23 protein-coding genes, 5 tRNA genes and 1 pseudogene are annotated in these 25,534 nt (G+C 37.0%); 3 read left to right on the top strand and 26 right to left on the bottom strand.

The features are described from left to right. The 17 genes and pseudogenes from QZN33_RS02210 to QZN33_RS02130 form a co-directional block, all read right to left on the bottom strand. On the bottom strand, positions 1 to 304 hold a 304-nt coding region (locus tag QZN33_RS02210; protein WP_296789095.1), incomplete at its 3' end, for a GTP-binding protein. 158 nt (positions 305 to 462) lie between these two features. Continuing rightward, complete coding sequence (locus tag QZN33_RS02205; RefSeq protein WP_296789093.1) at positions 463 to 2,661, bottom strand: elongation factor EF-2; 2,199 nt, start codon at positions 2,659 to 2,661, stop codon at positions 463 to 465. A gap of 31 nt (positions 2,662 to 2,692) precedes the next feature. Continuing rightward, a complete protein-coding gene (locus tag QZN33_RS02200) occupies positions 2,693 to 3,253 on the bottom strand; it encodes a 30S ribosomal protein S7 (RefSeq protein ID WP_296789091.1) in 561 nt (186 codons plus the stop codon). 13 nt (positions 3,254 to 3,266) lie between these two features. Then, on the bottom strand, positions 3,267 to 3,692 hold the full coding sequence (locus tag QZN33_RS02195; protein ID WP_067044341.1) for a 30S ribosomal protein S12: 426 nt from the start codon (positions 3,690 to 3,692) through the stop codon (positions 3,267 to 3,269). Positions 3,693 to 3,964: 272 nt separating this feature from the next. Further along, entirely contained in the window at positions 3,965 to 5,068 is a 1,104-nt protein-coding gene (locus QZN33_RS02190; RefSeq protein ID WP_296789090.1) for an acyltransferase, read from the bottom strand. A 208-nt stretch (positions 5,069 to 5,276) separates the two neighbouring features. Continuing rightward, positions 5,277 to 5,708: a NusA-like transcription termination signal-binding factor gene (locus QZN33_RS02185; RefSeq protein ID WP_296789088.1), complete on the bottom strand. Its 432-nt coding sequence runs from the start codon at positions 5,706 to 5,708 to the stop codon at positions 5,277 to 5,279. Positions 5,709 to 5,714: 6 nt separating this feature from the next. Next, positions 5,715 to 6,014, bottom strand: coding sequence for a 50S ribosomal protein L30e (locus tag QZN33_RS02180; protein WP_296789086.1), 300 nt, complete (start codon positions 6,012 to 6,014; stop codon positions 5,715 to 5,717). A 15-nt stretch (positions 6,015 to 6,029) separates the two neighbouring features. Further along, positions 6,030 to 7,211, bottom strand: a complete 1,182-nt coding sequence (gene rpoA2, locus QZN33_RS02175) for a DNA-directed RNA polymerase subunit A'' (RefSeq protein ID WP_296789084.1) — start codon at positions 7,209 to 7,211, stop codon at positions 6,030 to 6,032. Between the two features lie 8 nt (positions 7,212 to 7,219). After that, entirely contained in the window at positions 7,220 to 10,048 is a 2,829-nt protein-coding gene (locus QZN33_RS02170) for a DNA-directed RNA polymerase subunit A' (RefSeq protein WP_296789082.1), read from the bottom strand. 22 nt (positions 10,049 to 10,070) lie between these two features. Further along, complete coding sequence (gene rpoB / locus QZN33_RS02165; RefSeq protein ID WP_342764131.1) at positions 10,071 to 12,380, bottom strand: DNA-directed RNA polymerase subunit B; 2,310 nt, start codon at positions 12,378 to 12,380, stop codon at positions 10,071 to 10,073. A gap of 9 nt (positions 12,381 to 12,389) precedes the next feature. Next, entirely contained in the window at positions 12,390 to 13,934 is a 1,545-nt protein-coding gene (locus QZN33_RS02160; protein WP_296789080.1) for a DNA-directed RNA polymerase subunit B'', read from the bottom strand. A 240-nt stretch (positions 13,935 to 14,174) separates the two neighbouring features. Further along, a pseudogene (locus tag QZN33_RS02155) lies at positions 14,175 to 14,348 on the bottom strand (DNA-directed RNA polymerase subunit H); the annotation flags it as partial. Positions 14,349 to 14,375: 27 nt separating this feature from the next. Beyond that, positions 14,376 to 14,449, bottom strand: a tRNA-Lys gene (locus tag QZN33_RS02150). A 21-nt stretch (positions 14,450 to 14,470) separates the two neighbouring features. Further along, a tRNA-Asp gene (locus QZN33_RS02145) sits at positions 14,471 to 14,542 on the bottom strand. Positions 14,543 to 14,655: 113 nt separating this feature from the next. Then, positions 14,656 to 14,729, bottom strand: a tRNA-Tyr gene (locus QZN33_RS02140). Positions 14,730 to 14,733: 4 nt separating this feature from the next. Beyond that, positions 14,734 to 14,808, bottom strand: a tRNA-Pro gene (locus QZN33_RS02135). A 115-nt stretch (positions 14,809 to 14,923) separates the two neighbouring features. After that, positions 14,924 to 14,997 (bottom strand) — tRNA-Thr (locus tag QZN33_RS02130). 116 nt (positions 14,998 to 15,113) lie between these two features. Here QZN33_RS02130 and thiM point away from each other — a divergent pair. Further along, the gene (thiM, locus tag QZN33_RS02125) at positions 15,114 to 15,980 is read left to right on the top strand and encodes a hydroxyethylthiazole kinase (protein WP_296789079.1); all 867 of its coding nucleotides are present in this window, start codon (positions 15,114 to 15,116) and stop codon (positions 15,978 to 15,980) included. Then, on the top strand, positions 15,977 to 16,597 hold the full coding sequence (gene thiE / locus QZN33_RS02120; protein ID WP_296789078.1) for a thiamine phosphate synthase: 621 nt from the start codon (positions 15,977 to 15,979) through the stop codon (positions 16,595 to 16,597). Before thiM ends, thiE begins: the two co-directional genes overlap by 4 nt. A 37-nt stretch (positions 16,598 to 16,634) precedes the next feature. On the opposite strand, the gene QZN33_RS02115 is transcribed toward thiE, so the two are convergent. From QZN33_RS02115 to QZN33_RS02100, 4 genes are read right to left on the bottom strand one after another with little or no spacing between them, the layout of a single operon-like run. Next, a complete protein-coding gene (locus QZN33_RS02115; protein ID WP_296789076.1) occupies positions 16,635 to 17,849 on the bottom strand; it encodes a phosphoglycerate kinase in 1,215 nt (404 codons plus the stop codon). A gap of 18 nt (positions 17,850 to 17,867) precedes the next feature. Then, complete coding sequence (tpiA, locus tag QZN33_RS02110) at positions 17,868 to 18,536, bottom strand: triose-phosphate isomerase (protein WP_296789075.1); 669 nt, start codon at positions 18,534 to 18,536, stop codon at positions 17,868 to 17,870. Positions 18,537 to 18,584: 48 nt separating this feature from the next. Further along, positions 18,585 to 19,463 (bottom strand): site-specific DNA-methyltransferase, encoded by an 879-nt coding sequence (locus tag QZN33_RS02105; protein ID WP_296789074.1) that lies wholly within the window; start codon positions 19,461 to 19,463, stop codon positions 18,585 to 18,587. Between the two features lies 1 nt (position 19,464). Further along, complete coding sequence (locus QZN33_RS02100) at positions 19,465 to 20,334, bottom strand: hypothetical protein (RefSeq protein WP_296789072.1); 870 nt, start codon at positions 20,332 to 20,334, stop codon at positions 19,465 to 19,467. Positions 20,335 to 20,464: 130 nt separating this feature from the next. Here QZN33_RS02100 and twy1 point away from each other — a divergent pair, with 130 nt between their 5' ends. Next, entirely contained in the window at positions 20,465 to 21,382 is a 918-nt protein-coding gene (gene twy1 / locus QZN33_RS02095; protein ID WP_296789070.1) for a 4-demethylwyosine synthase TYW1, read from the top strand. An 84-nt stretch (positions 21,383 to 21,466) separates the two neighbouring features. Here twy1 and sucC read toward each other — a convergent pair whose 3' ends face one another. Genes sucC through QZN33_RS02070 form a run of 5 tightly spaced genes read right to left on the bottom strand, consistent with a single transcriptional unit; the run spans position 21,467 to position 25,422 of the window. After that, positions 21,467 to 22,585, bottom strand: a complete 1,119-nt coding sequence (gene sucC / locus QZN33_RS02090; protein WP_296789068.1) for an ADP-forming succinate--CoA ligase subunit beta — start codon at positions 22,583 to 22,585, stop codon at positions 21,467 to 21,469. Between the two features lie 8 nt (positions 22,586 to 22,593). Then, a complete protein-coding gene (locus tag QZN33_RS02085) occupies positions 22,594 to 23,142 on the bottom strand; it encodes a 2-oxoacid:ferredoxin oxidoreductase subunit gamma (RefSeq protein ID WP_296789066.1) in 549 nt (182 codons plus the stop codon). Positions 23,143 to 23,151: 9 nt separating this feature from the next. Continuing rightward, positions 23,152 to 24,015 (bottom strand): 2-oxoacid:ferredoxin oxidoreductase subunit beta, encoded by an 864-nt coding sequence (locus tag QZN33_RS02080; protein ID WP_296789064.1) that lies wholly within the window; start codon positions 24,013 to 24,015, stop codon positions 23,152 to 23,154. Between the two features lies 1 nt (position 24,016). Beyond that, positions 24,017 to 25,147, bottom strand: a complete 1,131-nt coding sequence (locus tag QZN33_RS02075; protein WP_296789062.1) for a 2-oxoacid:acceptor oxidoreductase subunit alpha — start codon at positions 25,145 to 25,147, stop codon at positions 24,017 to 24,019. A gap of 8 nt (positions 25,148 to 25,155) precedes the next feature. Next, entirely contained in the window at positions 25,156 to 25,422 is a 267-nt protein-coding gene (locus QZN33_RS02070; protein ID WP_296789060.1) for a ferredoxin family protein, read from the bottom strand. Positions 25,423 to 25,534 lie beyond the last annotated feature (112 nt).

Raw genomic sequence — 25,534 nt, 5'->3', positions numbered from 1 at the left:
CTGCGTCTGCTTGGGAAGCACCAGTGATCATGTTTTTAACGAAGTCTCTGTGTCCTGGGCAGTCTACTACAGTGTAGTCGTATTTTTTAGTGGAGAATTTTTGGTGAGCTAAGTCAATGGTTACTCCTCTTTCTTGTTCTTCTTTGGTAGTATCCATAATAAATCTGAATTTGTCTTCTCCGGAAGCTAATTGTTGTTCATTGATTGTACCAGCTTTTACTAATAAGTTTCCAACTAAAGTGGATTTTCCGTGGTCAACGTGTCCGATAAATGCTAAGTTAAGATGTTCTTTTTCTTTTGCCATTATAATAACCTCTTTTGTAATAATTAACAAACATATCTATAAGCCTAAATGTTAGCTTAATAAAGTATTTTATATTTCCACATATAAAAAGATATGTTTTTTTCATGATATTTTTGTAAAAATTTAAAAATATAAAAAAAATTAAAAAATTTTAATTTTTATAAATCACCTAAGTAGTGGCTTGCAGGGAATGGTTCTTCAGATAAACCTTTCCTTTGTCTGATTTCTCTTACGATTTGATTTTGCATCTCACGTGGGAGTGGTTCAAATCCTGCGATTTCAGTAGACCATAAACATCTACCTTCTGCTGCAGATCTGATGTCACCAGCGAAACCAAACATTTCAGCTACAGGAACTTTAGATTCGATTCTAGCCATATCTCCTTCTTGACCCATGTTTACGATTTGACCTCTTCTGTTTTGGATTTCACGAGTACATGCACCCATGTAATCATTAGGAGTGTCAATAACTACTTTTTGCATTGGTTCAAGTAAGGAAGGTTCTGCGAGCATCATGGAACCTAAGATTGCGTTTCTGATAGCAGGCAATACTTGTGCAGGTCCTCTGTGAACTGCGTCTTCGTGAAGTTTTGCATCATGGAGTTTGAATTTTAATCCCATGGAGATTTCTTCACCTAAAGGACCGCTTTCTAAAGTGGATTCGAAACCTTCGAGTAATAATTCTTTAACTTCGTCTAAGTATTGGATACCACGAGTCATGTTAAGGAATATGCTTCTGTTGTGAACAGCCCATACTCTTCTAGCTTCTTCTTTGTCTAATCCTGCTTCCATAAAGTCATTTGCAGATTCTTTACCTTTTACTCTACCTTCTTTAATGTCTCCTTCTTGGATTGCATTGTAGAGTTCTGGTTCAATAGGTTCAACAGTAATGTAGAATCTGTTATGTTTGTTAGGGGATTTACCTTCAACTTGTGGAGAGAGTTTTCTTACGGTTTCTCTGTACACAACGATAGGTTCGGAAGTAGTGATGTCTACACCTTTGTCTTTGATTCTGTAACCGATAACTTCCAAGTGAAGCTCACCCATACCGGAAACTAAGTGTTCACCGGTTTCTTCGTTAATATCGATTTTAACGGTAGGGTCTTCTTTACCAGTCTGTCTTAATACTTCAATTAATTTTGGTAAGTCTTTGGTATTTTTAGCTTCTACAGCTACAGTAACTACAGGTTCTGAAATGTGTTCTAATCCTTCGAACTCTTTGATTTTGTCTTCAGGAGAACATAAGGTTTCACCAGCGATAGCACCTTTTGCACCAGCAACATATACAATGTTACCTGCAGGTACTTTGTCGGTGTTAACTCTTTCAGGACCGAAGTATACACCTACTTGCTGTACTCTGGATTTACCGTGAGAACCTACAAGATATACTTCTGTACCTTTTTCAATTGATCCACCGTAAACCCTACCAGTAGCGATTTCACCAGCGTGTTTATCTACAGATACGTTGGTAACCATTACTGCTAAAGGTCCGTCAGCGGAAGTTGTAACCATACCTTCACCAGCAGGAGATTCAATGTCTCCGTCCCAGATGTTAGGTACTCTGTAAACCTGAGCTTCTTTAGGAGAAGGTAAGTGTTCTACTACCATACCTAATAATACATCAGATAAAGGTACTTTTTGAGCTAATTCTTTTTCATTGTCAGCATTACAATAATCAATGATGTCTTTAAAGTTGATTCCGGTTTCCTGCATGGTTGGAACGTTGATAGCCCAGTTGTGGTATGCTGAACCGAAAGCTACACTACCATCAGTGAAGTCGAGTTTCCATTCTTCTTTTTTATCTTCAGGAGCCATGTTTCTGATTAATTTGTTAGCTTCCATGAAGATTTTTAAGAATCTGTTTTGTAACTCTTCAGGTTCTAATTTTAACTCGTTGATTAATCTGTCAACTTTGTTGATGAATAAAACTGGTTTTACGTTTTCTTTTAAAGCTTGTCTGAATACAGTTTCAGTCTGTGGCATGATACCTTCTACAGCACAAACAACAACTACTGCACCGTCTACAGCTCTCATTGCACGGGTTACGTCCCCACCGAAGTCAACGTGACCAGGAGTATCAATTAAGTTGATTAAGTATTCACTGTCTTTGTAGTCGTGTACCATAGATACGTTAGCTGCATCGATGGTAATACCACGAGCTTGTTCCTGTTCGTCGAAATCCAAGAATCTTTGATCTCCAGCAAGTTCATCGGAAATCATTCCTGCACCTGCGAGGAGGTTATCAGATAAAGTGGTTTTACCGTGATCGATGTGAGCACAGATACCAATGTTTCTGATTTGTTCAGGTTCGTACATCAATTCTTTGATTTTTGCAATCATTTTGTCTCTTCTACTCAAAATAACCACCTAAGATATAAACATTATATGATTAGTGTGCTGCTTTAGCAACTCTTTCTTTCTCTTCAGCTTTTTGTAAAGCGAAACTTCTTGAATCTTCTTCAGATGCAAGGATTAATTCATCAGCTAAACATTCAGCAACAGATTTTCTGTTTTTGAATGAAGATTGTAAAGTACCTCTGGTCAAGAATCCTAATGAAAGGTCAACTCTTCTCTGTGGGGAAATGTCCACAGCAACCTGATAACCGATACCACCGTATTTGATACGGGTAGTTTCTTCACGAGGTGCAGTGTTTTCAACTGCAGTAACTAAAACTTGAACAGGATTCTTTTTAGTTCTTTTATTGATAATTTCTAAAGCATCTTTAACTATGTTGTAAGCTTTGTTTTTCTTACCTGAGTTGAGATGGGTTCTCATAATTTTATTCATTAATCTTTCAATGATTGATACTTTAGATTTTGCGAATTGTCTTTTTACGTGTCTACCAGAAGTATGTGGAACTAAAGTTTCATCTAAGCAGATATATTTTACTAAACCTAAGTCCTCAACTTTTACTTCATCGAGATCCCATTTATTGAATAATTTACTCATAAATATAACCACCTTATCTTACAGGTTTTTCTATTTTTCCACTTACCATTTCTGATAAAGCTACATTGTTAACTTTGGAAACTTTCCAACGGACTCCAGGAATATCTCCCATAGATCTTCCGGATGGTCCTCCGATTCCTTCAATCATTACTTCATCGTGCTCATCGATAAAACCGATAGCACCGTCACCTGGTGCGAAAGCGGTTAATTGTTTACCATTTTTGATTAATTGAACACGTACACATTTACGGATAGCAGAGTTTGGTTGTTTTGCTTCTATCCCTACTTTTTCGATTACAATACCTCTAGCTTGAGGAGCTCCTTCAAGAGGATCTGCTTTAACGTCTAATCTTAAAGCTCTTCTTTTGTAATCTACATCTTTCCACTTAAAATTTTGTCTATTCTTTTTAAGTTTTTTTGCAGCAAAAAGTCCTGGCATAATATTTCCTCTAAATCTTTTTGTTAAAATACATATCTAAGAATCCACCGCTGCGATTTATACTATAGACTATAGTACAATCTAAATTCAAAGATACAATCAGTAATAATAAATAATTAGATAAAATTACTTTATCTAAAAGAAGATATCTTGAAATAATTATTAAAAACAATGACAAAAAGCACACATAGTCATGTTATAAAACAGTACAGATATCTTAAGATAAATTATATATTTCAACCTTTATAAAGGTATGTTTTTTGGGGGAAAATTTATTTCGCCCCAATCCATTGATTAAGATACGGAACCCTATTCAGAATAGCTAAACCGCCCCATGAAATAACAAGAGTCAGTATTACCAAAATCACAATTAAAAAAGTATACCTTACATGGCCAACAAGGAATATGACCAGGAAGTTCATTACAAACTGATGAGTCAGATAAATTCCATAACTGTACTTTGCAATTGAAAATACAGACTTTCTGAAAATGGAATCCGGATTGCTTAAAAACTTCCAGTTTATGTTGAGCTGGCCGAAATTCTTGAATATACAGAATATTCCGGTTACTTCAAATGCAAAGAGTATTGAATATCTTTCAAAGACATAGAATTCTGATGGTGTAGAAAACATGTAGCTTAAGCCCACAAGAGCAATTGCAGATGCTAAAAATATTGCAATTGCATAATAGATATTGTTGAATATCTTGCGGTCAGTATGTCTTAGATAATATCCTAAAACTACAAGACCGATCGGTCCTGTGAAATATTTGAGATTGACCGGAAAGTCAAAATTAATAGTGTATGAAAAAAGACATGTAACAAGCCAGATTACCAGAAAGTATTCCGCTTCCTTCAAATCAGCATGAAGAAGCCATTTATTTAAAACAGGCATGATTAAATAAGTACCTAAAATCATCCAGAAGAACCAGTACGGAGTAAACCACACGGTATCTCCCATAAATGCATTATAGAAGAATGTTGATATCGTATTGAAGTCAAATGTGTGGAAATAATTGAACATTGAAAACGGATGGAAATAGTAAACTAAAACTATAAGGCTTGCCAATACTACTGTCCAGAAAACGAAAGGCATCGCAATACGTGGAAGTCTCTTTTGTAAAAAGGGCTTGATATCCCAGACTCTGCCTAAAGAAAGAGCTCCTGACAGCATTAAAAAGATTGCCACACCACATCTTGCAATGGTTGCAAGCAGATCAGTTGCAATCCAACCTGGTGAAGGAGGCATGCCCCAGCCTACACTTGCACCTTTACCTATTCTAAGATAAACATGAAACATTATTACAGTTATAATCGCCAATGCACGCAATGCATCAAAGTAGAAAATCCTTTTGGACTTTTTATTTTTTACACTCAATTAATCCCTCCAAATATTATATTGATTGAATTAAGTATAAAAAGACCTTAAAATTAATGCTTAAATCAAATATAAATCATACCTAAATTGAATTTAAAAAATATAACTACTAAATAAAAGGTATTGGGAAAAATAACTGAAATAAGAAATAATTAAAAAATGCAAGTAAAAAAAATAAAAAAAATAAGTAAATAAAATAGCGTTAAAGCTATTTTAAAATAATATTGTCAATATTATGTTGTCTATCTGCTAATAGTTTAGCTCTTTCAATATTAATTCCGTTTTTACCGATAGCAATACGTTTGTTGGTATTGTCTGCTGTTACAATAGCTACTTTTTCACCAGACTGTTTTTGACTAATCTTAACGCTTTGTAACTTTGCAGGGGATAAAACATTTTTGATAAATTGTATAGGGTCATCATCAAGTTCGATGATTTCTACACCCTTATCAACTGCTCTTTGAACTTTAGAAACAGAACTTCCTTTTTTACCGATAGCAAGTCCCATATCACCGTTCTTCACAACAAATGTAACTTTTCCATGTTCATCATCGATAATGCAATCCTTAACCATTGCTCCAGTCATATTTTCGAAAAGAGCTATGTATCTAATTTCATTTGCACTAAATTTAATAGACACTTAAATCTACCTCAAATCGTCTAATATTGTAGAATCTCCTGGATCGTTTACGATTAATGTAGCAACAGTGAAAGGTTTACCACAAACAGAACCCAAATCTACACTAGTTCCATCGTATACTAAGGATGGAATTTCGGAAAGATTTGCATAATATTCAACATCTTCAATAATGTCTTTAGGAGCGTTAGCAGCAACTACTACGAGTTGACCTTTTCCTAATTTTAAAGATTGAATTGATTTTTCAGAGCCTAAGATTACATCACCAGTATCTACAGCTACTCTGATTCCTCTATCTACGTCCATCATCTAGCCTCCTTTAATTTATTTATCCATTTTGACACCGACTGATCCGGTACCAAGAGGTATTGGTTGTCCAATAATAATATTTTCGATGATACCTGTTAAATCATCCACTTCTCCGCGAATACTTGCGTTAAGTAAATGTTTACCAGTTTCTTCAAAAGCTGCACGAGCTAATACACTTGATTTTTCACCACTGATACCATGTCTACCGATGGATTTTACAACACCTTCAGCTGTCATGATATCTGCAACAAGCATGATGTGTCTTACATCAACACTAAGACCCTGTTCTGATAAGGTATTTTGAGCTTCGTTAATGATAGACTGACGAGCAGCTTCAATACCTAAAACTTCACCGATCTCGTGGATGTTGTTGGTTGTGGTTCTTACATGATCAATACCGTCCATATCAAGGATTTCCTTAAGGTTGGATCCTTCTGTGTGAATAATCCATTCAACATCATCCTTACGAATAATAACTTTACCGATTCCTTTTATACCACTGATCTGCAAATCACGAACTTTATCCGCTAAAAGACGGAGTTCACGTATTTCAAATTTGGAATCAGATTTTTCTGATTTACTGGATGGTATTACTACATGATTGTTATTAATTACGGCTTTTTTGAAAGCCTTAGTAATAATTGCATCAATTTCGTCTTTATCAAGTCTTTTTTCTCTTATTTTTTTATCATCTAAAACTGCTTCAACTTCCATTTTAGCATAATTTAAATTGAAATCGGAAAGGATATCGTTGACTGTACTTTTACCAATCTGGTTAGCTAAAGTTTTTACAAACTCTTCGTCGTTACGTCTTTCCTCATCAAAGTAAATATCCATTGTTGGAGTAGCAATATCTTTTCTAGCGTCAACAATCTCAATAAGTCTCGGAAGACCTAAAGTTACGTTTAACTCAGTTACCCCTGCATAGTGAAAAGTACGCATAGTCATCTGAGTACCAGGTTCACCAACAGATTGTGCAGCTACTGTTCCAACAGCCTCGCCAGCTTCAACGTGAGCTCGGTCATAGGCCGCTTTAAGCTTACGAATAAGTTTGGTTAACTCATCATCAGTTAAATCATTTTTAACGACTGCTTTTGCTAAATCTTCGATATAACTATCTGGGAAAGATATATCAAGGTTTTCCTCTTCATTAAGCTGAACAATTGTGTCAATTACTTTATTTATTACATCTTCCATAGTTACACCTACTTACCTTCCATTCTTATTTCGTCAATAAGTTTGTTCAAGTCTGCCGGTTTACCGAAGTCAGATTTTGCAGGGTCAACACCGTCTTCACCGAACATGGTCTGGATAACGTTTCCTTGGTTATCGGTTACAAGTCCGGACGGTTTAACTTGCAAGTCCTGAAGCGCATTTACAAGTCTTCTCTGCATATAACCGGATTGCGCTGTACGGATCGCTGTATCTACAAGACCTTCTCTTCCACCCATTGCGTGGAAGAAGAACTCAATTGGGTCAAGACCTGATTTGTAACTTGAGTGTACAAATCCTTTCGCTTTAGCCCCTAACTCACCTTTCTTGAAGTGAGGTAAAGTTCTGTTAAGGTAACCTCTTTCGATACGTCCACCCCTAACCGCCTGTTGTCCTACACAAGCAGTAATCTGAGTAAGGTTCAGCATAGATGCCCTTGCACCTGTTTTTGCCATTACTACAGAGTGGTTTTCAACAGCCATCACATGGTCATAAGGGTCTTCATCGTTTTGTTTACCCATGGTAAGGTAATTTTCAGCAATGGAACCGGACATATCCCTTGCTTCCCCTAGAACCTGCATGATTTTCATCTCTAAGGTTTCTTCAAGACTTCTACCAGGTAAAGCCTGAAGGTATCCTTCTTCATAAGACTGAACAAGCATATCTACTTCTTCCATCTTCTTATTCAAGTGCTCGTTAATACGGTCTTGAGCTTCCTGTGGAATTTCTTCGTCATTTAAACTGGTGGTAATACCGGTTTTCATGATTCCGCAAATAGCTAAGTCAGTGGATCTGTCTAAGAACTCTTTAGCTCTTCCAGGACCGTATTCCTTAACGATTTTATCCAGGATTTTTCCTGAAAATGAACCGTATGCTGATTCATCGATTGAACCCTGTTCAAGGATACCGTTTTTGATTACAACGTAACCGTCAGTTGCAGGATAAATTCCTTCGTGACCTAATCTGGTTTCGATTACCTCATCGGTTTCTTCATCTTTGATTTCAACAGAAATCAGGTTTTTACCTTTAGCAATTTCTGCACTGTAGGATAAGTTCAAGTCATTAGGAAGTAATAATGAGAATAATTCTTTACCTGTCCAGTTTTCTCCTTTGTCCTTGAATATGTAGGTTTCTTCACCAAATTCAGGGTCATATTTAAGTACCCACTGGTTTGATTTGAGCGGTGGGATAGGCAGGTGAGATTTACGTACAATCTGTAAAGCCTGTTCTTCTGTGAATTCCACACCGTCACGGGTTAACAGATAAGCTCCTGAAATGTGGTCGTGAATAGCACCGATAATAGGTCCACCGAACCTTGGAGAGAGAATGTGTTCCTGTACACGCATGAGGGATTTTGCTTCTGCACGTGATTCGTCAGTCTGGAAAACGTGCATGTTCATTTCGTCCCCGTCGAAATCTGCGTTGTATGGAGGACATACACATAAGTTTAATCTGAATGTTTTGTAAGGCAGTACTCTTACTTCGTGAGCCATCATACTCATTCTGTGAAGTGAAGGCTGACGATTGAATAAAACCATATCTCCATCTTTCAAGTGTCTTTCAACAATGAAACCAGGCTGAAGTTGTTCCAGGATAAATTCCTTGGTTTCTTCAGTGACCCTTCTTTTGGTTTTACCGTCATTGGAGATTACATAGTTTGCACCAGGATGTATATCAGGACCGTTTTCAATGTAGGTTCTGATTTCATCGATGTTCCAGTCGTTGACGTGAACAGGTACGGTAACTTCTTTTGCAATCATTTCAGGTACACCGACCTCGTTGATACTGATGTTAGGGTCAGGTGAGATAACTGTACGTGCTGAGAAGTTTACACGTTTACCTGAAAGGTTGGATCTGAACCTACCTTCTTTTCCTTTTAACCTTTGGGTTAATGTTTTAAGAGGTCTTCCGGATCTGTGTCTTGCAGGAGGAACACCAGATGCTTCGTTATCAAAGTAAGTGGTAACGTGATACTGCAACAGCTCCCATAAATCTTCAACAATCAGTTGTGGAGCTCCAGCTTCCATGTTCTCAAGAAGACGCTGATTGATTCTTAAAATATCAACTAACTTGTGAGTCAAGTCGTCTTCTGACCTTTCACCGGTATCGAGAGTGATTGAAGGTCTTACAGTTACAGGTGGAACAGGAAGTACGGTTAAAACTAACCATTCTGGTCTTGCTACTTTTGCGTTTACACCTAAAACATATGCATCCTCGTCTGAGATTTTTTCAAGTCTTTCCCTTACTTCTGAAGGGGTTAATTTGTAATCTCCCTGACGGATGGTTACAGGTTTATCTAAAATAATAGCTTCCTGAGGTGCACCACAGTGAGGACAGCAATATTTAAGGTCAATTTCCTCATCTTCATCTTCAGGCATGGTTTTTAATTCCCTTTTAGCATCTTTGTAAACATCTTTAAGGATGCCGGTAATGCTATCTTTGTTAGCCATAGCCTCATCGATTTTTTCAGTGTAGTACTCAATCTGTTCATCGTTTAAAAGAACACGTCCGCAGTCGTTACAGGTTGAACGTAAGATTTTGTGAATTACATCACCAAAACCAACGTGAATAACAGGTCTTGCAAGTTCAATACTACCGAAGTGACCTTGACAATCCCCACCTTTAAAACCACAGGTCCTACATACTAAACTAGGATCGATAATACCTAAACGAGGATCCATTAAACCTTTGTCAATAGGAAAACCATCATCCCCATAAGTGTCAGGATATTCTACTGTAACAACAGACATTTTACGAATATCCTCAGGAGACATTAAACCAAAGTTAATTTGTTCAATTTTTTTAATATAATGTTGTGACATGTATTGGCTCCTTTAAATCTAATTATGCTTTGTCTCCTAAAACTAATTTAGGGAAAATACATAAACTCTTGAGTTCGTCTAATAATAATTTAAATGCGTATGAAATTTCAACAGGATAAGTTTCTACATCTCCACAGATTGGACAGTATTTCTTATTCTTGTTTCTGTCATATACAGCTAACATTCCACAGTTTTCACAAACGATTGCTTCGTATTTGTCGGACTCATCAAGGAGTCTTTCTTTTAATGTTAAAGCTGCACCGTGTGCAATAAGACAGTCTCTTTCCATTTCTCCAAATCTTAAACCACCTTCACGTGCTCTACCTTCAGTAGGCTGACGTGTAAGTACTTGTACAGGACCTCTGGAACGAGCGTATACTTTATCTGTAGTCATGTGGTGTAATTTCTGATAGTATGCCACTCCTACAAATATTTCAGCATCAAGTCTTTCACCGGTTACACCGCTGTATAGGGATTCACATCCTGCGGATTCGAATCCGTGGTTGATAAGCTGCTGTTTGATTTCGCCTTCAAGTGCCTGGTTGAACGGAGTTGCGTCAACTCTTTCACCTTCAAGACATCCTACTTTACCTGCTACCATTTCCAGTACCTGTCCGATAGACATCCTGGATGGAATAGCGTGAGGGTTTACGATTAAATCAGGAACAACACCGAATTCTGTAAATGGAATGTCTTCCGGAGATAATATTAAACCGACAACCCCTTTCTGACCGTGTCTTGATGCGAATTTATCACCAAATTCAGGTTGTCTTGTATCTCTTACTCTGATTTTAGCTAATCTTGAACCTTCAACGGTTTCGGATAAAAGCACTGCATCCACAATACCTTTTTCACCGTGTCTTACAGTTACAGATGTTTCCCTTCTTCTGTCTGCAACACTACCGAAATCTTCTTCAAGGAATCTTGGAGGAGATGTTTTACCGATTAATACGTCACCGGAGGAAACTTCAGATTCAGGGTTTACTACACCGTCTTCATCAAGGTTTCTGTATGCTTCTTCAGATCTGTATCCTTTAATGTTTTTGTCCGGAACTTCAAATTTGTCCACTTGACCTCCAGCGTATCTTTTTTCTGAAGTGTCGTAAGCTCTGAAGAATGAAGATCTTGCAAGACCTCTTTCGAGTGCTCCTTTGTTGATAACCATTGCGTCTTCCATGTTATATCCTTCGTAGGACATTAAAGCTACAACAAAGTTCTGACCTGATGGTCTTAAGTCATAATTAGTTGAATCGATAATACGTGTTTTTACGATTGGAGTTTGAGGGTGGTGCAATAGGTGAGCCCTTGTATCAGTACGTAAGGCATAGTTTGATACATATAAACCTAAAGCCTGTTTTGTCATACCCGCTTCCATAGTGTTCCTTGGAGAGGAGTTGTGATCAGAGAATGGAATAATACCTGCACATATACCGAGCATAGTTGCAGGGTCGATTTCCAGGTGAGTGTGGTCTTCATTCAGTTCAGCCAAAGTCATTGCAATGTAGGAATTTTCTTCCTCTTCAGCATCAAGGTATTCGATAAGACCGTTGTTGATTAAATCATCCCATTTAAGTTTTCCGTTAGCAATTTTGTTTAAGTGGTCTTCTTTTAAAAGAGGCTGACCGTCTTTAACAATGATTAAAGGTCTTCTAGCCCTACCAGGGTCATTGAATATATAAATCTCATTATTGTCTTCATAGTAGGTAATGTTCATCTCATGAGAGATTTCACCGTTTCTTCTTTTTTCTCTCATTTCCTGAGTGAATTCAGCAGGATTTTTACAGGATCCTAAAAGTTCACCGTTGATATAGATTTTAGTTGGAACGGTTTGCACTGGAGGTTCAATATCAACTTGAACATCATCTTCATCATTGTCACCAGTAGGAGCAATTCCACCATCAACTTCATCATCTTCATCACCAGCAGGTGCAATTCCACCATCAACTTCATCATCATCAGCAGGTTCCACTCCACCATCTTCATCAGCAGCAGGTTTGACTTCGGCACCTTCAGCATCATCGCCAGCAGGTTCAACCCCACCGTCTTCTTCTAAAACTTCAGCGAAATCATCTTTATAAGAATCCCAGCTTGCTCTAGGTTCTCCTTTAGCAAAAGGAGTGCGAGTTTCATCCTCTTTCATTTCAGGAGTGTCAAAATAATTTTCAATTGTTTCAATATGCTCATTTACTCTAGCAGCTACTTCTTCATCATCGTTAGGAAGGGCCTGTACCTTTTCGAACTGATTTTTTACTTCATTGTATGGAACTACCTCTTCGCAACCAAAATAATAAAAAGCTCTTTTTAACTTAGCATTAATTTTTTTAGACAACATTCCACCTCCTTAAATTAAATCAACATCCATTTCTTTAATTACATTAATAATTTCATCATCTTGTGAACCTTCAGAAATATTACACATTAACGCAAGGTTTTTTACCAAACCACAGTTAGGTCCTTCCGGAGTTTCGTTAGGACAGATTTTACCGAACTGAGTTGGGTGCAAATCTCTTGCTTCGAAGTGAGGTTGACTTCTTGTTAGAGGAGATACAACACGTCTTAAGTGAGAAAGAGTACCCATGTAACTGGTCCTATCCAATAACTGACTTACACCAGCTCTTCCACCTACCCAATTTCCGGTAGCGATAGCGTGCTTGATGTTTTCAGTTAAGACATCACTACGGACAGCCTGCTTGATTGAAAGTTCTTTACCACGAGAAAGACTTCTTTCAAGCTGATAACTCATATCCCTGGTCAAGTTAGTGAAAGCTACTCTGAATAAATCTTCCATCAAGTCACCAGAAACTCTGAGTCTTTTGTTAGTATAGTGGTCCTTATCGTGAGGTTCTCTTTGCTGTTCAATAACTTCAAGTAACATTTCAGTCATTTCAGCTAAATAAATAGCTTTGTCGTAACATTTGTCTTCTTCAGTACCCATGTGAGGTAATAAGTAACGGTTTACGACATCTTTTGCACGTTTAATACGGTAATCTTTAGGCATGTTTTTAGCTACTCTGTTACCAATGTATTTGATAGCAGCATCCTGCAGATATTGTCTTCTTTCTTCAAGAGTCATTCCATCCATTTCATTCTGGTCTAATTTCAATGCTTCAAGAGAAACCTGAATATCATCCGCAATCATCATCTGGAAGTTGTTATCGTTAGAGATTTTAGTAATGATTTCTTGATCTGTTGCTAAACCAAGTGCTCTTAACAGGATAACAAGTGGAATTTCACCAGGAAGATATGGGAAAGAAATTCTTAAAAATACACCATTCTTACGAGGTTTTTTGTATTCCAAAGTAATTCTTGCTCTGAAACCACTTTTGATGGAAGTAACGACTGCTTTTGCATGTCTTTCTTCAACTTCTCCTAAACGTTCAAGAATAATTTTGTTCGGAGCGATTTCTTCCATTGTAACTACAGCTCTTTCGGAACCGTTTACAATAAAGTAACCTCCTAAATCTTGAGGGTCTTCATGTTTTTCAATCAATTCTTCAGCAGTAAGTCCATTAAGATGGCAAATGTCGGATTTGAGCATTACTGGCAGTTCACCAATATATACTTCTTCCAAAGGATTTTCTTCCCCTTCTTCATTCAATGCCATTTCAAGATACATGTCCGCTGAATAGTTTAAGTTTCTAAGTCTTGCTTCAGTAGGATCAATTTCACTACTGGACCCGTCTGCCTCTTTGTTTGATGGTTTTTCAATACGTACTTTACCAGTTTTTAAAGTGTATTTTCCATCATCTAGAGTAATAGGTTCAGTAATATCTATAATATTTTGAATCCTATTGTTTACAAAATCGTTGTATGATTTTATGTGGTGATCAACCAAATCATACTTATCAAAAAATGCATCAACTAATTTCCAGTTATTCTCTGTCATGGACATCCTCCAGCATTACGAAACGCAATAAAAATAATAAATAAATAAAAATAACTAATACATTAGGAATAACCTAACACCAATTCATTTAATCATTATTCTTAATTTACTCATAACTATCTCCAATTTAAGATAATTCCTCTCAAACTAAGTTCAAATATAATGAATTTCTAAAAACAAAAAAATACAGAAATCAAAATATATTAAATTCACTCTCTAAAATTATATTAAAATGTAAAATTACCTTTCTACAATCCTATAAGTAATAAATTCACCTGCAGTTTGGCTTTCACGAGTAATTCTTAAAACATTACCAGGTTGAGCACCAATAGCTTCAACAACAGGATCATTAGCCTTTATTTTAGGAAGGTCTTTAAAATCATAATCTACGTCACTAAATTCTTCAGAAATTTCATCTTAGTTAAAATATAAAATTAGAAACAGGCCTGACGGGAATTGAACCCGCGGCCGCTTGGTTAAAAGCCAAGCGCTCTGCCAGACTGAGCTACAGGCCTATGCGATATATTATTATGGAGCGCCTTGGCCGGGATTTGAACCCGAGTCGCGGGCTCGACAGGCCCACATGATAGCCCCTACACCACCAAGGCACACTATAAATTATACACTATCAATTACTATGATTTTCATCATATATAAAGGTTACGGAAAATTACAAAATTTTCCAAAAAAACACATATGATTCAAATAAAATAATTGAGAATCCCGCCTGCCGGACTTGAACCAGCAACATTTGGATCTACAGTCCAACGCTCTGCCAAATTGAGCTAAGGCGGGTAAATGGGTCCGCCCGGATTTGAACCGGAGTCTCAGGCTCCCAAAGCCCAAAGGATCGACCAAGCTACCCTACGGACCCACATACATTAGAGTATGCAGATAACATACTAATAATAGTTTATATTCACTAGTATATAAATGTTACGATATTTCCAAAATATTTTGAAAAATCATTAAGATGAATATAAAATAAAAGCCCCGGACGGGAATTGAACCCGCGACCACGAGATTACAAGTCTCGCGCTCTACCAGACTGAGCCACCGAGGCTTTTTGTTAATATTATATAACACTATAAAATATATCAAAAGTTATTTAAATACTTTACTATAAATTAATGAAAATTCATTAAAATATAAATAATAAAAAATTTATAATTAATAATCATGATAGATTATAAAAATGAACTTCTAGACAAAATTGATGAAACATTGACACAGGTAAGACAGAAAAATCCTCTAACCCACTGCATAACAAATTCCGTGACCATCAACGACTGCGCAAATGCAGTTCTTGCAATAGGCGGATCACCATTCATGGCAGAAGATGCAGAAGAAATGGAAGAAGTTGTGACAATTGCGGATGCATTGGTACTTAATATCGGAAAATTAAGTAAAGACCAGGTTGAAGCAATGAAAATAAGCGCTGAAACTGCAAACAAGACAGACACTCCAATAATTCTTGACCCCGTAGGAGTTGGAGTGACCGAACTTAGAAACAGGACAACATTAGATTTAATCAATAACTATCAGATGACAGCAATACGTGGAAACATCAGTGAAATTAAAGCAATAGCAAAACTGACAGGAGTTATTGATGAAAACAATACCGCAAAAGGCGTTGATGTTAATATCGATGACATAATTACCGATGAAAATCTGGCAGATAACGGAAAAATCATAGCTGAACTTGCAAATAAACTGAAAGCAACAATCCTTGCAAGCGGCCCTATTGACATTCTAAGCGACGGTGAAACCACAATCGCAATAGATAACGGGGACGACATGATGCCTCAAATTACCGGAAGCGGATGTATGTTATCTTCAATAGTCGGAAGCTGCATTGGCGCTTCAACACCTCTTGAAGGAAGTCTTGTTGCAATACTGGCAATGAACATTGCCGGTGAAAAGGCAAGAGCAAAAGTAGAAAAAAATGATGAAGGAACAGGCTCATTTAGAGCATACCTGATTGATTATCTTTACAAAACCACATCTGAAAGCTTAATCAATGAATCAAACATAAAGATATTATGAACAGTCTAGATTTATCACTATATCTCGTTACTGACAACAGTGACGATGTAGAAAGATTTTTAAATACAATTGAAGAAGCAATAAAAGGCGGAACAACAGTAGTTCAGATTAGAGAAAAAACAGCAGAAACTTTAGATTTCTATAATTTAGCACTGAAAGTTAAGGATATAACTACAAAATACAATGTTCCCCTAATAATCAATGACCGAGTAGATGTTGCACTGGCCATTGATGCTGACGGAGTTCATGTAGGCCAGTCCGATATGCCATGTGACGTTACAAGAAAACTTATCGGAGAAGACAAAATACTGGGAGTTTCAGCAGCTACAATCGAAGAGGCCAGAAAAGCTGAAAAGGATGGTGCCGATTATATCGGAACAGGAGCAGTATTTCCAACACAGACCAAAGATGATGCTCCAAAAATCACCAAAGATGACCTGAAAGAAATTGTTGAATCAATTGACATTCCGGTTGTTGCAATCGGAGGAATAACTCTTGAAAATGCACATGAACTGAATGATACAGGAATTGCAGGACTGTCTGTGGTAAGTGCAATAATGAGTTCTGACAATCCTAAAAAATCATCCGAAGAGCTATTGGAAATTTTCAATAGCTAATTTCTATTTTTAAAAAAAAGTTAAGTAAAAAAATTAATTATTTTTTACTATTTTTTAAAGCTTCCACAGCTGCAAGCTCTTTACCTGCAAGCATGCTGATACATGCTCCGCCACCACTGCTCAGGTGACTCATCTGATCTTCAAGACCAAGACCTGATGTAGCAGCTGCAATATGACCTCCACCAATAAGTGTAAATCCTTTGGAGTTAGCCATTGCATTGATTAAATCTTCTGTTCCCATAGCGAATTTAGGATCTTCAAACACTCCTGCAGGACCGTTTGCGAAGATATATTTGGCATCCCTGATTTCTTTAGCATAGTAATTGATGGTTTTAACACCTATATCGAAAATAGCCTCATTAGGAATTTCCTCAAAATCAATGTCTACTCTCTCGCCGTCTATTTCGCAGGCAACATCAATAGGATATTTAACTTTATCACCGAATCTTTCAATGAGATCTTTTGATTTTTCAACCATGTCTTCATATCCTCTACTTGCAATGAAATCCCTGTTGACCTGACCTATGTCAACACCTGCAGCCCATAGAACAATGTTTCCGACAATACCTGTTGTTAGAATTGAATCTGCAGTGCCGTTGCTTAAAACATTCTCCATAACGTCAATTGAATCATCAGGTTTCATTCCACCAAGAAGGAATACACAAGGATGTTCCACATTATCAAGAGCAGACTGAATTACAGTCAGTTCCTCTTCCATTACACGACCTGCAGCGGAAGGAGTGTTTACTGTAAAACCTACCAGTGATGCCTGTGACCTGTGAGCTGCCGCAAAAGCATCGTTTATAAAAATATCAATCAATGGAGACAGCTGCCTTACAAGCAAAGTTTCAGATTGTTCCTTAGGAGTTCGGGATAGTGATTCTTCTGAAAAGAAACGTGCATTTTCAAGCAGTAATATGTCATGGGATTTTAAACTACGGATAGCCTCTTTAGCTAAGCTTGAAAATAAAGAATCAACATATTTTACTCTTAAATTTAATATATCAGACAGTGCATCTGCATGTTGAGATAAAGTTGTGAAATCCTTTTTACCCGGACGGCTTTGATGAGCAAGAATAACTACTTTAGCGCCTTTGTTGGACAATTCCTTAATTGTTCTTGCATGCAATTTTAATCTGGTATCGTCCAAAATAATTCCGGAACCCGGATCAACCGGGGAGTTTATATCAACCCTAACGAGAACTGTCTTGTCTTCTACATCAAAATCATCAATAGTATTAAATTCAGCCATTTTCCTCACTCGCAATAATTATAATTTGCTTACCAAATCAAGCAGAGCTTCTTTTGGATTTTCAGCTTTAATGATTCCTGATGCAAGCAATACTCCATCAGCACCTAAATCCATTGCAGCTTTCATATCATCACCTGTAGTGATTCCTGCACCGCATAATACTTTAATGTCCTTATTGATTGCTTTAACTTCATTGACAGTGTCTTCAACCACTTCAGGCTGTGCCTGAGATACTGGAATTCCTGTACCGATAAGTTCAGGAGGTTCAACCGCAACTGCAACAGGGTTAAGTGCTGCAACAGCTTTTGAAGTTTCAATATTGTTGGTACATACACAGGATTCAATATTATTGTCTTCGCATAACTTGACGACTTCAGCAATGTCTGCCAATTTCATTCTCTGTTCGGAGTGATTGATTAAAGAACCGCTTACGCCTGCTTCAATTAATGTATCAATCAGGTTAGAACCGGTATGCCCTCCAGGAGAAATCGGATCTATATGTTGAGCAAAAATAGGAAGTGATGCTTCTTGACTTATTCTGTAGATATCTGCTGATTGAGGAGCTGCAACCATTGTAATTCCAGATTCCTCTGCAGCACTTTCCAAATCATGTGCAAGATTTAAAGCATTTAAACCACTTGATTCCAAATATGTTTTATAATTCAATATCACTATTGGTGTATCCATAATTATCCCACATAACATTTTTAATATTAATATATTTAGCGAACATTATTAAATAAATTTATGATTTAAAATTCTTTTTCGGGCAAGATTTACATATTCATCATTATTATCATAAGCAATATAATTTCTCCCGTTTTGAACAGCGGCAATGCATGTGGTTCCGCTTCCGCAAAACGGGTCTAGAACAACATCACCTTCATAGCTGTAAAGGTTTATCAACCGGTGAGGAAGTTCAATGGGAAATGGTGCAGGATGACCGATTTTTTTAGCATTGACTGCCGGAAAAGTCCAAATGCTTTTTGTCCACTGGATAAAATCATCCCTTTCAATAGTGTCATGCTTTTCCTGATTTTTGTTTTTAGAGTAGGAATCCTTAGAAAAGACTAAAATATATTCATGGTAATCTCTTAAAACAGGATTGGACGCTGACATCCAGCTTCCCCATGCACATGAGCCTCCGGCACTTGTTGATTTATCCCAGATTATTTCACCGCGCATTAGAAATCCCAAATCAAGCATTATTTCAATAAGCATTGCATGTAGCGGAATGTAAGGTTTTCGACCGATATTTGCAATGTTTATACAGGCTCTGCCCCCAGTTACAAGTTTTCTGTAGGTTTCGCTGAAAACTGAAGTGAGCAGGTCCAGATATTCATCCAGAGACAAGTCGTTATCATATTCCTTTCCCACATTATATGGCGGAGAAGTTATCATGAGATGGACGCTGCTGTCAGGTATTTCACTCATATCCTCGCTGGATTTGCAGTATATCCTATTCAAATCATCCTTTTTAATTTCATTTTCCACATATTCGATATTTTTTGGTATTTTGAACTGATTGAATAATTTTGAACTATAGAATTTTTTTGAACTGTGGGATTCCCTTAAAACTGAACCAAATGAGGCAGTCTGTGTTTTTCTTACCATATTATGACCCTTTCAAAAGATTTAGAAATTTTAATCCCTTGTTTTCATAGCTGTCTTCCAGATTAGCTATTTCAATTATCTGACCTAAATTTTTAGGAGACTGCATTCCAGAAAAGAAATTCAAATCTTTTTCAAATAACTGATTCAAATGCATTTTTAGCTCTGAAGTGTTATCAAATCTATAAAAACCACCATTAGGTGTTGATTTACGAGTATTGCCATGATTTAGTGGAAACGGATTTAATGACCAGAATCCCTGAATCAATCCGGAACGTTTTAAATATTCCGCCTTTTTTGAAAACCCCTTAGATAACGGAGCATTTCCAACGACGATTATAGGAATTTTATTTGACTCAAAATTTGAAACCCTAACATCAATACATTTTCCAATAGCTTTCAGAACCGAATCCGAACGTGTGAAACTGGGCTTTCCCTGATGCGTTCTAAAGTCACCGACTTCTCTGAAAGTATCCAAATGAGAATCATATTCCCAATTCCACACTAAAGACATCTTTACTTCACATATTAATTTTACATCCGAAGCCTTTAAAATTTTTTTGTCATCTGTTGCTATTACAATATCTGCAGGAGACTTTGAAGTTATTCCAACTGAAGGAATCCTTGCCTGCTGGACAATGTGGAGAGATTCATCTTCAATCAACTCATTAAACAAATCACAAACCCATTTTTCAGTATAATTCCCAATCAATGAATTTCTAGCCTGGAGAGTTGTTTTTCTACCTTTATACCTTTTTGGCCAGTATGCCAAATACCTGTCGTCATCAGTCCTGTAGAAAAGCTGCTCCGTTGAGGCAAAACTTCTTGAGTTTAGAAAAAATAATTTTTCTTGTTGTTTGTTCCATAATTTCATGACTAATTATATATTTGTTAAATATATAAATAATTTTTATGAACAAAATACAATATTGTTCAGAATTTATAATATTTTCTGAACTTGTAAAAATGTATATACTATCAAAACTAAAAATTAATTTGATTTTATGTCATTCAATGAAAGCCAAATAGAAAAACTGGAAAAAAGCGGATACAGATTCCTTGGAAAACATGGCCATGCTGCAGTTAAAGTGTGTCACTGGACACGTCAGAGCATAACCGACAAAGGAGTCTGCTATAAAGAAAAATTTTATGGAATCAAATCCCACAGATGTCTTCAGATGTCACCTGCTGTTCCAAACTGTCAGCAGGAATGTGAATTCTGCTGGAGAGATTTGACATATACCCAGACCACATGGGAAGACGAGGAATACGATGATCCAAAAACAATAATAGATGATGCCATCAAGGCTCAAAACAATCTTTTGTGCGGCTTTTACGGAAATGACAAAGCAAATAAGAAAAAATTGGAAGAACTGAAAAATCCAACCAATGCCGCAATCTCACTTGCAGGCGAACCTACACTTTATCCGAAAATCGACGAACTTATCGGAGAGTTCAACAGAAGGGACTTCACCACTTTTGTCGTCAGCAACGGCCAGTGTGTTGACAGATTAAGAAATCTGGAAAACGATCCTTACCAACTATACCTTTCCTTGGATGCGCCTTGCGAGAAAATATTTAATGAAGTCTGTCGACCTAGAATAAATGATGCTTGGAGCAATTTAAATGAATCACTTGAAACATTATCAAGTTTTAACTCCCGCACATGTATACGAAATACCTGCGTTCGTGGAAAAAACATGGAAGACCCTGAAGGATATGCGAAACTGATTGAAAAGGCAGACCCTGATTTTGTAGAAGTGAAAGCATATATGTGCGTAGGTTCATCACGTGAACGCCTGACTTTGGAACATATGCCTAGTTTTGATGAGGTTAAGCAATTCGCTAAAAAAATCGGTGAAAACTGCGGTAGAGAAATAGTAAATGAATCTGAAATTAGTCGAGTAGTTTTACTCGAATAATTAAAACCTAAGAATAGGTATTAGCCGCCATAAACTGGCGACTATGATTTTTTTCGTGTTTTAAAAAAATGCAAAATAAATTTCTTATTTTCCTTCAGCTTTTAGTTCTTCACAAAGCTCAACAGCCTTTTTAGCTGCTTTTTCCATTGATGTTTCATATGGAATTCCTGCTTCTTCTAAAAGTCTCTGACCTTCTTCTTCATTTGTACCAGTCAATCTGATAACAATGTGTATTCTGCGGTCAGACTGTTCCATTGCTTTAATTACACCACGTGCAACATCATCCGCTTTGGTAATACCACCTAAAACATTAAGGAACACTACTTTAACAGGATCATAGTTCAGTACTATGTTTAAAGCCTGATTGATGATGTGTTCTGAAGCTCCACCACCAATATCAAGGAATGTTGCAGGCTCTCCTCCGTTAAGCTTAATCATGTCCATAGCAGTTAATGTAAGTCCTGCACCATTACCGATAACTGCAATGTCACCATCCAGCTGGACAAAGTCAACTGCTTTTTTCTTGTAGTGAAGCCTTTCCACTAAATCCTGATGTCTGAAAAGTGAATCGTTTTCGACCACCAATTTAGCGTCAGCTGCAATAAGTCCGTCCGGAGTGAGAACAAGAGGGTTTATCTCAGCAGTATCTGCATCATATTTTTCAAATACCTGATAAAGTTTCCAGATCATGTCACCCATAGGGGAAATCAACTCGGAAGGAACTTCCATTTTACGTGCAATTTCACGAGCTTCATAAGGCAGGAATTCAAGTAAAGGATTAGGATAGTATTTGATAATCTTTTCAGGATTGGTTTTAGCCAGATTTTCAATTTCAACACCACCTTCCTTACTTGCAAGGATAACCGGTCTTCTTGCCCCTCTGTCAACAGATACGGTTACAAAGAATTCATTTAGGATTTCTGCTTTTTCTTCAATTAAAAGGTGTTTTACTTTTTCACCTTTGATTTCCATACCTAAAATTTCATCTGCGACTTTGAGTGCTTCACCCGGGTTGTCTGCAAATTTTACACCACCGGCTTTACCTCTACCACCAGTAAGTACCTGTGCTTTGATTACAACAGGAACATCCATCTCTGAAGAGATAGTCATTGCTTCTTCAGGAGAATAAGCAACGTGACCTTCTAAAATCGGAATACCTTCGTCATTAAAAATTTGTTTTGCTACGTTTTCAAAAAATCTCATTATAACACCTATTCTGCTAAAGCATATCCTGCTTCGAAAGCTTTGATGTTTTTCTCTTCAGTTCCTTTAGGAACGCTAGCTTCAATAGCTTTCACAGCAGCTTCTTTGGATATTACTTCAGTTATTTTTGTAATAGCTCCAACCATAACAATGTTTGCTACAATTTTAAGACCGATTTCATCGGTAGCTGTTTTAGTAGCGGGAGCTTCATAAACTTTAATATTATGTTCATCTATAAATTCTCTGACATCTTCAACATCAGTTGTTCCAGGATCAACAATCAATGTTCCATTATCTTTTAAATCGACAATATATTTCAATAATGCTTCATTGGACATTGCCACTAAAATATCAGGACTCTGAACTTTAGGATAATCGACTTTGCCATCACTGATAACAACTTCACATTTGGAAGCTCCTCCACGAGCTTCAGGACCATAAGATTGAGTTTGAACTGCTTCTTTACCGTCAAAAAGACAAGCAGATTTACCTAAGATAATACCTGCCAGAATAACTCCCTGACCTCCAAATCCGCAAATTCTAATTTCAGTTCTCATATTATCCACCTATAATTCTGTTTCATATGCAGAATTGATAAGAGTTCTCTTACCAGATTTTTCTACACTGATTTTATCGATATTTTCTGTGAATTCAGCTCTTTGAGTATTTGCAAATTCACCAACTACAATTTTGCCTTCAAGTTCTTTTGGTCTCATCCTGTCTGCTGCAGATTTGAAAACAGTATTTGCTTTCATTACTGCGGCCATTGCAGTAGGAGTTTTAAGTTTGTTTTTACGACCGAAGTATGTTGGACATTGGGTTGCAACTTCAATAAATGAAAATCCTGGATTTTTCAAACCGTCCTTAATGGCTAAAACAAGATTTTCAATTTGAACTGTTGTCCATCTTGCAGAGTAGGATGCCCCTGCAGCTGCAACAAGTTCAGCCAGATTGAATGGAGTGTCCATGTTACCGTAAGGTGCGGTTGTTCCGAAACTTCCTTTAGGAGATGTAGGACTGATTTGACCCCCAGTCATACCATAAATATTATTATTGATACAAATTACAGTTAAGTTAATGTTTCTTCTAGCCGCATGGATTAAATGATTTCCACCAATGGAAGCTGCATCCCCGTCACCGGTAAATACAACAACATCCAAATCTTTATTTGCAGTTTTCAAACCTGTTGCAAAGCTCAATGCTCTTCCGTGAGTTGTGTGAAGTGAATCGCATTTAAGGTAACCTGGAATTCTTGAAGAACATCCGATACCTGAAACCATTGCAATATTGTCAAAGTCCATTTCCGCTTTTTCCATAGCTGCTAAAAATGCGTTGATAATAGCTCCATTTCCACAGCCAGGACAGAAAATGTGAGGTAATCTGTCTTCTCTTAAATATGGAAGAAATCTATTTTCTTTATGTTCAGCCATTTTAGTTTCCTCCTAAATTATCAATTACATCTAAGATTTCATCAGGAGTAGGCAGCAGTCCACCGATAACTCCCATTAAGTGAACATTAGTGTCTCTTTTAAGTACACGGTCAACTTCATAATACATCTGACCTAAATTCATTTCAACTACAACAACGTCTTTTGCGTTTTTAGTTAATTCCTGCAATTGTTCGACAGGGAACGGCCATGGTGTATCGATTTTAACATACCCTACTTTTTTGCCATCTGCTCTTGCTTTTCTGGTAGCTTCAATAGCTGACCTTACAGGAGCACCATAGGAAACTATGATGATATCTGCGTCTTCACATTCTTCAGATCTGACAGAGCAGATTTTGTCCCTGTTGTTTAAAACTTTATCACAAATTCTCTGAACAAGTTTGTCATGAGTTTCAGGGTTGTTGGTATCAGGATATCCTCTTTCATCATGAGTAAGACCGGTTACGTGAATATTAAATCCATCACCAAATGCAGGCATAGGATTTGTGCCGTTTTCAACGTTTTTGAACGGCAGATAATCATCAGTTTTTTCAGGCCTTTTTCTTGGTACAATTTCAATATCGTCTTCAACAACGATTTTTTCTCTCATATGCCCTATTACTTCATCAGCCATTACAAATACAGGGCATCTGTATTCTTCTGCTAAATTAAATGCTTTGATAGTGAAATCAAAGAATTCCTGTACGCTTGATGGGGATAATGCTATAGGTTCATAATCTCCGTGAGAACCCCAGCGGGCCTGCATCATGTCCCCCTGTGCAGCCATGGTAGGCTGAGCGGTTGAAGGAGAACCTCTTTGAACATCCACGATGACAATCGGAGTTTCACTGATGAATGCATAACCGATATTTTCCTGCATTAATGAAATACCCGGACCGGATGTTGCAGTCATTGATTTAGCTCCTCCCCATGAACCACCAATAATAGCTCCGGCAGATGCGATTTCATCCTCCATTTGAACAAATGAACCGCCGACTTTTGGTAATTCCCTCGCTAGAGTTTCTGCAACTTCAGTAGATGGGGTGATTGGATAACCTGCGAAAAATCTGCATCCTGCAGTTATCGCTCCTTTAGCACATGCTTCATTTCCTTGAATAAAAAATTCTTCAGCCATTTTAACACCTACTTTTTCCCTTGTGTGAATCTAGGATTGAATTTAACATCATTGCCCTCTTTCATCCACCAATTTTCCGGCATATCCACAGTTATAGCCTGATCTGGACATGCAACTTCACAAGTGCCACATTTGGTACATCTCTCTTCAAACTTAACATAAGGCAGCTGTACGCCTTTTTTGTTTACTTCAGGAGATATAGCATATACGTTCTGTGAACACATGAATAAGCAAAGATGACATCCTTTACACAAATTTTCATCAATAATAATCAATTTTAAATCTCCTTAAAATTCTATGATATATAAATATAGAATGTTATATATTTATGTTAATGAGCATTTAAATATCTTATGAAAAAAGAGGATATTTAAAAAATTTTTAAAT

Source organism: uncultured Methanobrevibacter sp. (genome assembly GCF_900314615.1).
In the GTDB taxonomy this organism is placed as follows: Archaea; Methanobacteriota; Methanobacteria; order Methanobacteriales; family Methanobacteriaceae; genus Methanocatella.
Note: the sequence above shows the minus strand (reverse complement) of the source record. Positions and strands in the feature narration are given on the sequence as shown.

Coding starts and splice junctions, on each gene's coding strand:
- QZN33_RS02200 (WP_296789091.1), bottom strand. CDS start 3,253: ATGAGTAAATTATTCAATAAATGGGATCTCGATGAAGTAAAAGTTGAG.
- QZN33_RS02085 (WP_296789066.1), bottom strand. CDS start 23,142: ATGAGAACTGAAATTAGAATTTGCGGATTTGGAGGTCAGGGAGTTATT.
- QZN33_RS02170 (WP_296789082.1), bottom strand. CDS start 10,048: ATGTCACAACATTATATTAAAAAAATTGAACAAATTAACTTTGGTTTA.
- QZN33_RS02105 (WP_296789074.1), bottom strand. CDS start 19,463: ATGGTAAGAAAAACACAGACTGCCTCATTTGGTTCAGTTTTAAGGGAA.
- sucC (WP_296789068.1), bottom strand. CDS start 22,585: ATGAGATTTTTTGAAAACGTAGCAAAACAAATTTTTAATGACGAAGGT.
- QZN33_RS02075 (WP_296789062.1), bottom strand. CDS start 25,147: ATGGCTGAAGAATTTTTTATTCAAGGAAATGAAGCATGTGCTAAAGGA.
- thiM (WP_296789079.1), top strand. CDS start 15,114: ATGATAGATTATAAAAATGAACTTCTAGACAAAATTGATGAAACATTG.
- QZN33_RS02160 (WP_296789080.1), bottom strand. CDS start 13,934: ATGACAGAGAATAACTGGAAATTAGTTGATGCATTTTTTGATAAGTAT.
- twy1 (WP_296789070.1), top strand. CDS start 20,465: ATGTCATTCAATGAAAGCCAAATAGAAAAACTGGAAAAAAGCGGATAC.
- QZN33_RS02080 (WP_296789064.1), bottom strand. CDS start 24,015: ATGGCTGAACATAAAGAAAATAGATTTCTTCCATATTTAAGAGAAGAC.
- QZN33_RS02100 (WP_296789072.1), bottom strand. CDS start 20,334: ATGAAATTATGGAACAAACAACAAGAAAAATTATTTTTTCTAAACTCA.
- QZN33_RS02115 (WP_296789076.1), bottom strand. CDS start 17,849: ATGGCTGAATTTAATACTATTGATGATTTTGATGTAGAAGACAAGACA.
- QZN33_RS02195 (WP_067044341.1), bottom strand. CDS start 3,692: ATGCCAGGACTTTTTGCTGCAAAAAAACTTAAAAAGAATAGACAAAAT.
- QZN33_RS02180 (WP_296789086.1), bottom strand. CDS start 6,014: ATGATGGACGTAGATAGAGGAATCAGAGTAGCTGTAGATACTGGTGAT.
- thiE (WP_296789078.1), top strand. CDS start 15,977: ATGAACAGTCTAGATTTATCACTATATCTCGTTACTGACAACAGTGAC.
- rpoB (WP_342764131.1), bottom strand. CDS start 12,380: ATGTTGTCTAAAAAAATTAATGCTAAGTTAAAAAGAGCTTTTTATTAT.
- tpiA (WP_296789075.1), bottom strand. CDS start 18,536: ATGGATACACCAATAGTGATATTGAATTATAAAACATATTTGGAATCA.
- rpoA2 (WP_296789084.1), bottom strand. CDS start 7,211: ATGGAAGATGTAATAAATAAAGTAATTGACACAATTGTTCAGCTTAAT.